Consider the following 10,187-nt stretch of genomic DNA (forward strand, 5'->3'; position numbering starts at 1 on the left):
TCCGCCATGGGCGACATCGCCGGTGCGGGCCTGCTCTCGCACGCGCCCGTCATCATGTTCCCCGAGCCCGCCCGCACCGCGGCGAACGGGGGCCGCGACTTCACGCTCGCGACCGGTCTGGAGAGACTCCGGCGCGAGGTGACGGAGCCGGCCGCGTACGACACGGTCGTGGTGTTCGACTCCCACTGGGCCACCACGACCGAAGCGGTCATCACGGCCCATCCGCGCCGTCAGGGCCTGTTCACCTCCGACGAGATGCCGTCGGCGATCAGCCGGCTGCCGTACGACCTGCCCGGCGACCCCGGGCTGGCCCACGCGGTCGCCGGGCTGGCGGCCGAGCGGAAGGTGTGGATCGAGGTCAACGACGACCCGTACCTGCCGGTGCACTACGCGACGCTCAACCTCTGGACGTACCTCGGGCGGGCCGGCACGCCGTGGGTGTCGGTCTCGGTGTGCCGGACGGCGACCACGGAGGACTTCCTCAGGATCGGGGAGGTCGTGGGGGAGGCGATCGCCGGGCTCGGCGGGCGGCGCGTGCTGCTGATCGCCTCGGGCGGCCTGTCCCACCGCTTCCGGCCGCTGGCCGAACTCCGTGACCGCATGGCCGCCGACCCGGCCCACATCGTCACCCCCGGGGCCCGGGCGGCGGACGAGCAGCGGATCGCCTGGCTGGAGGCCGGCCGGCACGACGAGGTGATCCGGTCCATGCCCGGCTACCTGCGCTTCGCTCCCGAGGCCCGCTTCGGGCACTACCTCATGCTGGCGGGCGCGCTGGGCGGGGAGGCGTGCCGGGCGCGGGGCCGGCGGTTCAGCGCGTACGAGAACGGGATCGGGACCGGCCAGGTGCACCTGTGGTTCGGCCTGCCGGCCGGCGGCGGGGGGTGAGGGGTCGCTGACCGGGCGGCCGCGCGGGGCCCCAGGGCAGGCACATCGTCAGACCGCCGCTAGAATGCGGCGTTTGTTCGATTCGAATGATGTGACGAGCCGTGGGGGGACCACATGAAGGCGAGACTGAGAGAGACCGCGGAGGAGCTGGCCGGGCTGCTGTGGCGCGAGTACATCGTCTACCGCGACCGGGCCGGGGAAGTGGTCATCCGGGGCGAGCACGTGCAGCGCTGGATCAGTCTCGCCCCCGCGGGCGGCAGCGACGATGTCCTCGTCCGCGCGGGCCGCATCCTGGACGGCGGCACCACCGCCCCGGCGCGCTCCGAGGTCGTCGTGCCGCTGTCGGCGGGCATGGGCGACCTTGCCGCGGCCTGCCGGCGCCTCCTCGCCGACACCGCCGCCGCCCCCGCACCGCGCACCCCGGAACCGCTCGGCCGACCTGCGAGGGCGCACCGCGCCCGCAAGAGCCGCCACACGGGCCTCGGTTCCTGGGTGGTGATCCTCAGCGTCCTCGGCGTGGTGGGCCTGTGCGTCTACCGGATCGTGGCCAACGGGGGCTGAGAGCGGCCGGCGGTCCGCCGCGCCACCGGGGTCACGTACGCGCTCTGGCGTCGCACCTGGCCCCGGCCCTACCGTGGCCCCGGTAGGCACACCCGCACAGCATGGCTTGTCATGGACCTGACGGTCCACACGCACCCACTTCTGAGAGGTGAGCCGTGTTCCTGCGCCTCAGACGCGTCCGCCGGCTGCGCCGGTTCGGTGTCGTCGCCCTGCTCCTCGGCGTCGTGGCCGCCGTCGCCGCCGGGCCCGCCCGGGCGACGCCCGACCCCGCCGCCCGGGGCCCGCTGCCCCTCGTCCGGCCGATCGACCCGCAGCACTGGCGCAACCCCGACGACATGACCTGGGCCGAGTACCGCTCCGTGCCCGGCACGGACTGGGCGAACCCCGGTCGCCAGCCCACGCAGCGCAAGTTCAAGGGCGCGCTCGTGCTGCTCGACTATCCCGACGAGGAGTTCTCGGTCAGCAAGCCCGCGGGGGCCGCCCGGTTCGGCAACCCGCTGCCCGGCGCGTCCAACATCCCGCGCGCCCGTGTGCCGCAGTTCTACGAGGACTTCCTCAACAAGCCCGGCGCGCTCAACCACGGCCACACCATCAACGAGTACTGGATGGAGGACTCCGGCGGCCGCTTCGGCGTCGCCCTGACCTCCTTCGGCGTCTACCGCATGCCGGGGAAGTCCTACCAGTACGGCATCGAGCCCGGCATGAACCCCGGCGCCTGCCCCGTGGGCGACACCTGCGGCAAGGACATCCGCGCCGACGGCAAGCGGGCCTGGACCGCCGACGTGGGAGCGGACCGGACGCGCGAGTTCGACTTCGTCTTCTACCTCACCGCCGGCGTGGACGAGTCCTCGGCCTGGCAGGAGTTCGGGCAGATGAAGTTCCGCTCGGAGAAGGACGTGCCGGCCGCCTGGGGACCGCCCTCGCCCCTCGCCTCGGGCCTCAACTCCGCGCGCACCCGCTACGTGCCCTGGACGTCCTGGCAGGCCGCCGCCCGCATCTGGCCCAACGCCGCGAACGGCTCCTCCACGCAGGCCGAGAGCTCCGGCATGGCCACCTTCGCCCACGAGCTCAGCCACATCCTGGGCATCGGCGACAACTACAACAACCCCTACGGCACACCGCTCAGCCGCTCCTACACCGGCATCTGGGGCATGCTCTCGCGCGGCTCGTTCAACGGCCCCGGCGGGCCGCACACCCGCTGGCAGATACCCGCCACCGCCGGCGGGTCCATGGGCGCCCAGCACGTCCTGCGGGACAAGCTCAAGCTCGGCATCGTCGGCGAGGAGAACGTCCTGCGCCTCGACCGCGACGCCCTCAAGGGCTCCGGCCTCGTCGTCGCCCGCGTCACCGCGCGCTCCGCCCCGCCCGGCGAGAAGGGGCTGACCGGCGTCAACATCACCATGGGCCGCGACCTGTCCCCGGCCTGCGACCGCACCACCGACCCGCTGTGCGACGGCGGCGGCTACGACAACTACACCGTCGAGGTCGTCGACCGCATGGGCGCGGACTCGTTCACGCCCGACAGCGGCGTCCTGCTGAGCAAGACCAAGAACGCCGACCGGGCCCCCTTCGCCTGGGTGATCGACGCGCACCCCGAGGACATCGGCCTGACCGACTTCACCCGCCCCGACGGCACCCCGCAGAAGATCACCATGGGCGACTACCGGCAGCTCAGCGACGCCCTCTTCCACGCGGGAGCCGACTCGGGCAGCTCGTACGAGTACACCGACGAGGCCAACCGGCTGCACTTCTACGTCCTGAACGTGCAGCGCGACGCCGCCGGCGTCCTCTCGTACGACATCGGCGTCAAGTCCCTGGACGGCGCGGGACCGCAGGCCCGCGGGGTCGCCCTGGGCAAGGGCACGGTGCGGGGGGCTCCCGACCGGGGCCGGGCCGTGTGCACCTTCGACCTCGCCAACACCGGGCAGGCCTCGCCGCAGCGGGACCCGCGGCTGTCCTCCGACATCTACCGGCTGTCCGCCACGGCCTCCGGGCGCGGCTGGAACGCCTGGCTCCCCAACCGCCTCACCGCCGCCGCCTCCGGCACCGCCGTCCCGGTCGACGTCGCCGTCACCGCGGGCCCCGGCGCCGACCGCAAGGGCACCGTCACCCTCACCGCACGCTCGGAGAGCGATCCCACCAAGACCGCGCGGGCGACATGTGCGCTGCCGCGGCCGGGGAGGTGATCGTCCGGACCCCGAACGCGCCCGCTCCTGCCCAGGCGCGGAACGCGCGGTTCTGACCCGGCCGGGGCCCTGAAGTCCAGGTGGCGTCACTCGTCCGTGTGGCGGGGCCCTGCGGGCCCTGCCCCGGGGGCGGCCGCGGACGGACAGTGGCCGTAAGGAGCGTTCTTCCCCCGCGCACCATGGAGGCCCTGTGTCCGGCGTGATCACCGTTGGCGTGGACGGCAGCGAGCACGGCAGTGCCGCGGCCGACTGGGCGGCCGCCGAGGCGGCGCGCCGGGGCACGGAGCTGCGCCTGGTCCACGCCTGGGCCCAGCAGCCCCTGGACCTGCCGGTCACGGTGGACACCGAGGCGCAGCAGCGCTGGGCCGGGAGCCTGCTGCGGGAGACCCGGACCCGGCTGACCGGACGTCACCCGCAGTTGCGGGTGACGGCCCGGCTGCTGGCCGCCGACCCGGTCCCCGCGCTCGTGGCCGAGTCCGCCGAGACGGGCATGCTCGTCCTCGGGTCGCGCGGCCACGGAGCGCTGGTCGGCTATCTCATCGGTTCCGTCGCCCTGCACGTGCTGCGGCAGGCCAAGGGGCCGGTCGTCCTCGTGCGCAGCCCCGAGCGGGAGGCGGCGGAGGGCGCGGCAGGAGCGGAGGGGCCCGGCGAGGTGCTGGCCGGCGTGGGCGAGGAGCCGGAGGACGTCCTGGGGTTCGCCTACGCGGCCGCCGCCGCGCGCGGGGCGGTGCTGCGGGCCGTGCGCGCCTGGTCGCTGCCCCCGGTCACCGACTGGGGCCCCGGCTCCATGCGGCTGGCCGACGAGAGCGGCGGGCTCGCCGCGCTCGAACGCAAGCGGCTGGCCGGTGCCCTGGAGCCGTGGCGCGCACGCCACCCGCAGGTGGAGGTGGCCGCACAGGTGGAGCTGGGGAGCGCGGCGCAGGTGCTGCTGTCCTCCTGCGGGCGGGCCGGCCTCGTGGTCGTCGGGCGCCATGCCTCCGGCCCGCACGGCCTGCAGCGCATCGGTCACGTGGCCCACGCGGTGCTGCACCACGCGCCGTGTCCCGTGGCGGTGGTGCCGCACCCGTGAGCGGCCGGGGGCCTTGGTGTCAGCCGAGCACCGACGCCAGGAGCTTCGCCGTCTCGGCGACCAGGTCGTTGTCCCCCTCCGCCGCGGCGCCGTGCTTGGTCGTGAGGACGGACATGACGATCGGTGCCCCCTTCGGGGACCAGGTGACGGCCACGTCGTTGTTGGTGCCGTACGAGCCGGCGCCGGTCTTGTCCGCGACGGTCCAGCCCGCCGGGACGAGGTGTTTGCGGAGCCTGTCCTTGCTGGTGGTGTTGGCGAGCAGCCAGCCGGTCAGCCGCTTGCGGTCCGCGGGCTCCAGCACGTTGCCGAGGACGAGGCGCGCGTAGGTGCGGCCTATGGCGCGCGGGGTGGTGGTGTCGGTCGTGCGGTCCGGCTCCGCCGAGTTCAGCGCGGGCTCCCAGCGGTCGAGCCGGGTGATGCCGTCGCCGGCCGAGCGGCAGAAGCGGGTGACGGCGGTGGGGCCGCCCAGCTCGCGCAGCAGGAGGTTCGCCGCGCCGTTGTCGCTGTAGGAGACGGCGGCGGCGCACAGCTCCTCGACGGTCATGCCGTTCGCGACGTTCTCGTCCAGGCCGGTGATCTTGTCGTAGCCGGAGTCCTCGACCTCCTTCTTGGTGTAGTGGATGCGCTTGGCGAGGAACTCGCCGTCGCGGTCGAGGTCCCGCAGGACGGCGGCGACGGCGATCGTCTTGAACGTCGAGCACATCGGGAAGACTTCGTCGTCGCGGTGGGCCACCGTCCTGCCGGTGACCGTGTTGTGGGCGAACACCCCGAGCCGGGCGGAGTGCTCCTGCTCCAGCTCGCGCAGCCGCCGGCAGGTCCGGTCCCCGCCGGGCGCGGCCGCGTACGCCGACCCTCCGGAGGTCACGGCGGCGGCCAGGGCCGTGCCGGCGCCGAGGGTCAGCAGCGTGCGGCGGGAGGGGCGTGCACCTGTGCGCTCCAAGATCGTATTCTCCTCGTGTCTCTCGTGATGCGGTCGTTATGCACTACGCCTCCAGTGAGATGAATGGTTCCACTTTCATGTGATTCAGCATCATTTGTTTCCCCGTACGATCATCCGGTGACCCTCCGGACCCGCCGCTTACGCGCCCTGACCGTCGCCGTGGTGCGGAGTTCACGGCGCAGTGGGGCACGCCGGCCGTGTTTCTGCGCTGCGGCGTGCCGCGCCCCGAAGCGCTCACGGTCGGCGCCGAGGGCTTCGACCGCTACGGCTCCGCGTGGGCCATCGGCGGCCTCGCCTGGTACCCGGAACAGCAGGACGACGGCAGCGTCCGCTTCCTGGCCACGCACCGCGCCGCCTGGGTCGAGGTCACCCTGCCGAAGGAGTACGCGGGCGGCGGCAGCGACGGGCCCGTCGTCCTCGCCGAGCTCGCCGCCCGCATCACGCGGACGATCCCCGAGGGCTACGTGTGACGACGGTGCCCAGGACGCGGTCCAGCGGGAAGTAACCGACGTCCCGGGAGTCGAAGCTGACCCTCCCGTTGTCCCCGAGGAGGACCACCTTCCCCGGCGGCACGTACCGCTCCGGCGCCGCGCCCAGCGAGCGCACCCGGTCACGGGGAACGGGGTCGCCGGGGAGCGCGGCGACGCGCTTGATGAGCCAGTCGCGGCCGCGGACGCCGGCCGCGCCCGCCCCGGGGCGCACCGGCGGGCCCGGCCAGGTGCCGCCGCCCGCCGGCCGTTCGGCCACCACCACCTGCCCCACGGCCGGGCACGGGCCGCGCCGTACGAGCACGCGGTCGCCGTCGCGGAAGGCCGGCGCCATGCTCGTGCCGCGGACCGTGACCACGACCAGGCCGCGCGTCAGCGCCACGGCTCCGCCCAGCGCCAGGCCGGCCGCGACCGCCGCCGCGCGGCGCACCAGCCGCCCGGGCGCGGGCCCGGCCGTCACCGCGGCTCTCCGGTGAACGCGGGCGCGCCCGCGGCCCCGCCCGCCCGGTAGCCCGCCGCCTGGAGGGCGAACAGGCGGGCGTAGCGGCCGCCGGTGCCGATGAGCTCGGCGTGCGGGCCCTGTTCGACGACGCGGCCGTCCTCCAGGACGGCGATGACGTCCGCCTCGCGGACCGCGCCCAGGCGGTGGGAGATGAGGAGGCTGGTCCGCTCGCCGCGGTGGTGCCGCAGCGCGGTGTGGATCTCGTGCTCGGCCTCGGCGTCGAGCCCGGCCGACGGCTCGTCGAGGATCATCAGGTCACGCCGGTCCCGCAGGAACGCGCGGGCGAGCGCGAGCCGCTGCCGCTGCCCGCCGGAGAGGACCACGCCGGTCTCCGGGTTGTCCTTGTCGGACTCCATGAAGAACCTCCGCGACAGCAGCGTGTCGTAGCCGTGCGGCAGGGCCGCGACCGTTGAGTGGATGCCGGCGCGCTCCGCCGCCGCCTCGATGCGCGGGCGGTCGTCCAGCGCGCCGAGGTCGCCGAGGGCGATGTTCTCCGCGGCCGTCATGTCGTAGTGCATGTAGTCCTGGAACACCGCGCCGACGCGCCGCCGCAGCTCGGCGACGTCGACGGTGCGGATGTCCACGCCGTCCCACAGGATCGCGCCGCGCTCGGGGTCGTAGAAGCGGCACAGCAGCTTCACCAGGGTGGACTTGCCGGCGCCGTTCAGCCCGACCAGGGCCGTCGACCGGCCGTGGTGCAGGCGCAGGCAGGCACCGCGCAGCACCCAGGGATGCCCGGGGGAGTAGCGGAACCACACGTCGCGCAGTTCGATGCCGCGGGCCAGCGGCGGCAGCGCGGCGGGCACGGCGGGCACCGGCAGGTCCGGACCGGCGCCCGCGACCACCAGGTAGTGGTCGAACATCAGCAGGGCCTGGTGCGCGCGGGCCACCTCGCTCGCCAGCGTGGCCAGCGCGCCCTGGATGCCCGCGACCGCGGCCACGAACATGACGACGTCGCCGGCCGAGAGGGCACCGGCGTGCGCGGCGCCGACCGCCCACAGCAGGCCCCCGCCGGAGACGAGCGCGGCCAGCAGCCCCAGCCCCGACTGGACGAGGGCCTCCCGCCGGTCGACCGTGCGCTTCGCCGCATCAGCCGTGCGCCGGTCGGCGAGCATCCGGCCGCGCAGGAACGCGCCGGTGCCGAACAGCCGTATCTCCTTGGCCGCTTCGACGCTCGACAGCAGCTCGCTGTAGAACATCTGGCGCCGCTCCACGGGGCCGATGTCCCACAGCGTGCGCGCCTTGCGGCGCGCCATGGCCACCTCGGACGCCAGCGACGGCACGGCGGCGCCGAGCACCAGCGCGGTCATCCACGGGCTGAGCAGCGACAGGGAGCCGAGGAAGCCGCCGATGGTGAGGGCGCTGCGGGCGATGCCGACGGCGCCGTCGACGGCCTGGTTGGGCATGCCGCCGCCGGATCCCTGGGCGAGCCGGAGCCGGTCGAGGAAGCGCGGGTCCTCGAAGCGCCCCAGGCCGGCGAAGCCCTCGACTGCCCTGAACAGCCGGTCGTCGGCGAGCAGCCCGACCTTGCGGTCCAGTTCACGCCGCAGGTACTGGCTGCTGTGGGGCACCACGGAGATGACGACCCCGGCCGCGGCGAGGCCGGCGGCAAGGGCGGCGAGCGCCGCGAAGGAGGCGCCCGAGCCCAGCCCGTCGAGCAGCAGCTTGGTCAGCCAGGCCGTCACCACGGGGAGGGCCCCGGCCATCAGGGTCAGTGCCAGGTAGCAGCCGAGCGCCGCGGGCGCCGCGCTCGCCACCAGCGCGGCGGCCGCGGCGGTCCGCCGGGCCGCGGCCAGGGGACCGGTGGCCGGGGAGGGCACGGGAGCGGCCACGGCTGCGGGCCCGCCCGGGCCCGGCCCGGCCGGCGGCCCGCCGGGGCCCGGCGCGGAAGGCGCTCCGGCCGCCCGCGCGGCGCGGTCCCGCCCGCTCATGCCGCCACGACGGGCGCATCCAGGTTCACGCTGTTGCGCGCGATGACGGGGACGCCCGCGTCGCCGGAGGTGACCTGAAGCAGCGTCGGGAAGCCGAAGACCTGGAACGCGTCGGTCAGGGCCGTGTCGGTGTCCTGCACCACCACGCGGGCGACGGAGGCCAGCCCCGCGACCTGCCCCTCGGCCCGGCCCGGCGTGCCGACCACCACGGCCAGCACCTGCTCGCGGCCGCCGGGCACCGTCCGCGCGTACTCCGCGAACTTCGGCAGCATCTCGTGGCACGGGCCGCAGCTGGGGGAGAAGAACGCCACCAGGGTGTCGCCGGACAGCGACGCGCGGGTCAGCACCTCGCCGTCGACGGTGACGGCGCTGAACTCGCCGACCTCCTCGCCCACCTTGATGACGGGCGGCCTGCCGGGCGGCGAGGTCTCGGCCATCTTGGACATCAGCGCGGTGTGCTCCCGCAACCGTTTGATCACCCCGAGGGTGAGGATCAGGTCCAGCGTGCAGAGCAGTCCCACCAGGACCACCGCCGCGATCAGGACGGGCATGGGAGTTGTCTCCTCCGGGTTCGCACGAGGCTCGGGTTCGCTTGGGGTCCGTTCAGATTCCGTTCATGTTCCGTACGGGTGCGGGCGCGCCTCGACGGGCCGGAACAGGTCGAGGATGTCGTCGAGCGCGGTGACCAGCCCGCCCAGCAGCAGGCCGCCGAGCGCGGCGACGGCCGCCCCGGCCGGGGCGGCCGTGCCTCCCGCGGTCACGGCCGCGGCGCCGGTGACCGCCGCGGCCATGAGCGCGAGGTTGCGGACGATGTGCCTCGGCCCGAGCGGGCTCGCGGAGGAGCCGAAGCACCGGCACGGCGTCCGCACGCCGCGCCGCAGGGAGAGGGCGATGCCGGCGGTGAAGACCGCCAGCAGGCCCGCCGCGATCGCGAGCCCCACGACCGTGGCGGCGGGCACGGGCACGGCGAGGCACACCCACACCGCGCCTTCGGCCGCCACCACGGCCACCGCCACCGGCCGGGCCGAGCGGAAGGGCACGACCTGCATGCCCGCCACCGAGGACACGAACCTGCCGAAGGCTCTTCGCCCGGCCACCTTCCCGGCGGACGAGGCGAGGAACACCACGCCGATCAGGCACTGGATTCCGATGGCCAGGCAGCCCATCCGGTTCTCCTCCTCCAGCGGTTGTCGTGACGTCCTCGGTCGGGCCCGGTCGGGGCGTTCGTTACGCAGTGGCGGCCGCTAGCACTGACAGACGATCGTCGGGCAGCCGTTGGAGTTGCAGCAGGCCCAGCAGGGGGCGTTGTAGCCGCACTTCCCGCTGCACTGCCAGCAGGCGGGGTAGTTGCCGCAGGCCAGGAGCTCGGCGGCGGCCGCGTCGATCTCGGGTACGAACTTCCCGAGAAGACGGCTGCCCAGCTCCGCGAACTTCGCGTACATCGGCACTCTCCTCACGTGGTCGGAACGGGTGCGGGACGGAGAACCGGGCCGGCATCCGGTGCTCACGCCGGACGAGTCTCACGGGGCCGCGGCGGCCCGGATAGTGCAGTTTCCGGTCGGGAGGGCGGACGGGCGGGGGAGCCGGTGCCGGTCCGCGGGTGGCGGGAAGCGGCCCTTGCGGGG

At 74.6% G+C, this 10,187-nt stretch carries 11 protein-coding genes; 5 read left to right on the forward strand and 6 right to left on the reverse strand.

Going from position 1 to position 10,187, the window contains the following annotated elements:
• Positions 1–6 precede the first annotated feature (6 nt).
• From ACSNOH_RS11535 to ACSNOH_RS11550, 4 genes are all read left to right on the forward strand, one after another.
• Positions 7–885: a catechol 1,2-dioxygenase gene (locus ACSNOH_RS11535; RefSeq protein ID WP_436721154.1), complete on the forward strand. Its 879-nt coding sequence runs from the start codon at positions 7–9 to the stop codon at positions 883–885.
• 114 nt (positions 886–999) lie between these two features.
• Positions 1,000–1,446: a hypothetical protein gene (locus ACSNOH_RS11540; RefSeq protein ID WP_436721155.1), complete on the forward strand. Its 447-nt coding sequence runs from the start codon at positions 1,000–1,002 to the stop codon at positions 1,444–1,446.
• A 155-nt stretch (positions 1,447–1,601) separates the two neighbouring features.
• Entirely contained in the window at positions 1,602–3,632 is a 2,031-nt protein-coding gene (locus ACSNOH_RS11545) for a M6 family metalloprotease domain-containing protein (RefSeq protein ID WP_436721156.1), read from the forward strand.
• Positions 3,633–3,822: 190 nt separating this feature from the next.
• Positions 3,823–4,701 carry a universal stress protein gene (locus ACSNOH_RS11550; RefSeq protein WP_436721157.1) on the forward strand — a complete coding sequence of 293 codons (879 nt, stop codon included), beginning with the start codon at positions 3,823–3,825 and terminating at the stop codon, positions 4,699–4,701.
• A 19-nt stretch (positions 4,702–4,720) separates the two neighbouring features.
• Here the strand turns inward: ACSNOH_RS11550 and bla are convergent, their stop codons facing one another.
• Complete coding sequence (gene bla, locus ACSNOH_RS11555) at positions 4,721–5,641, reverse strand: class A beta-lactamase (protein ID WP_436721158.1); 921 nt, start codon at positions 5,639–5,641, stop codon at positions 4,721–4,723.
• Between the two features lie 215 nt (positions 5,642–5,856).
• Between bla and ACSNOH_RS11560 the strand changes: the two genes are divergently transcribed.
• Positions 5,857–6,111, forward strand: coding sequence for a hypothetical protein (locus ACSNOH_RS11560; protein ID WP_436721159.1), 255 nt, complete (start codon positions 5,857–5,859; stop codon positions 6,109–6,111).
• On the opposite strand, the gene ACSNOH_RS11565 is transcribed toward ACSNOH_RS11560, so the two are convergent.
• The 5 genes from ACSNOH_RS11565 to ACSNOH_RS11585 all read right to left on the reverse strand — a co-directional run bounded on the left by ACSNOH_RS11565 (position 6,080) and on the right by ACSNOH_RS11585 (position 10,004).
• Positions 6,080–6,589 carry a S26 family signal peptidase gene (locus tag ACSNOH_RS11565; protein ID WP_436721161.1) on the reverse strand — a complete coding sequence of 170 codons (510 nt, stop codon included), beginning with the start codon at positions 6,587–6,589 and terminating at the stop codon, positions 6,080–6,082. The two genes, ACSNOH_RS11560 and ACSNOH_RS11565, sit on opposite strands and share 32 nt — an antisense overlap.
• A complete protein-coding gene (locus tag ACSNOH_RS11570; RefSeq protein ID WP_436721162.1) occupies positions 6,586–8,562 on the reverse strand; it encodes an ABC transporter ATP-binding protein in 1,977 nt (658 codons plus the stop codon). The genes ACSNOH_RS11565 and ACSNOH_RS11570 overlap by 4 nt, the downstream gene beginning before the upstream one ends.
• Positions 8,559–9,113, reverse strand: a complete 555-nt coding sequence (locus ACSNOH_RS11575; protein ID WP_436721163.1) for a TlpA family protein disulfide reductase — start codon at positions 9,111–9,113, stop codon at positions 8,559–8,561. Before ACSNOH_RS11575 ends, ACSNOH_RS11570 begins: the two co-directional genes overlap by 4 nt.
• 63 nt (positions 9,114–9,176) lie before the next feature.
• Positions 9,177–9,728 (reverse strand): MauE/DoxX family redox-associated membrane protein, encoded by a 552-nt coding sequence (locus tag ACSNOH_RS11580; protein ID WP_436721164.1) that lies wholly within the window; start codon positions 9,726–9,728, stop codon positions 9,177–9,179.
• A 78-nt stretch (positions 9,729–9,806) separates the two neighbouring features.
• On the reverse strand, positions 9,807–10,004 hold the full coding sequence (locus ACSNOH_RS11585; RefSeq protein WP_436721165.1) for a hypothetical protein: 198 nt from the start codon (positions 10,002–10,004) through the stop codon (positions 9,807–9,809).
• Positions 10,005–10,187 lie beyond the last annotated feature (183 nt).

It is taken from the genome of Streptomyces sp. URMC 127, assembly GCF_051386535.1.
Taxonomy (GTDB): Bacteria; Actinomycetota; Actinomycetes; order Streptomycetales; family Streptomycetaceae; genus Streptomyces.

Excerpts from the sequence above, each read along its gene's own strand:
- ACSNOH_RS11570 (WP_436721162.1), bottom strand. The coding sequence starts at position 8,562 with ATGAGCGGGCGGGACCGCGCCGCGCGGGCGGCCGGAGCGCCTTCCGCG.
- ACSNOH_RS11540 (WP_436721155.1), top strand. The coding sequence starts at position 1,000 with ATGAAGGCGAGACTGAGAGAGACCGCGGAGGAGCTGGCCGGGCTGCTG.
- ACSNOH_RS11585 (WP_436721165.1), bottom strand. The coding sequence starts at position 10,004 with ATGTACGCGAAGTTCGCGGAGCTGGGCAGCCGTCTTCTCGGGAAGTTC.
- ACSNOH_RS11580 (WP_436721164.1), bottom strand. The coding sequence starts at position 9,728 with ATGGGCTGCCTGGCCATCGGAATCCAGTGCCTGATCGGCGTGGTGTTC.
- ACSNOH_RS11535 (WP_436721154.1), top strand. The coding sequence starts at position 7 with ATGGGCGACATCGCCGGTGCGGGCCTGCTCTCGCACGCGCCCGTCATC.
- ACSNOH_RS11575 (WP_436721163.1), bottom strand. The coding sequence starts at position 9,113 with ATGCCCGTCCTGATCGCGGCGGTGGTCCTGGTGGGACTGCTCTGCACG.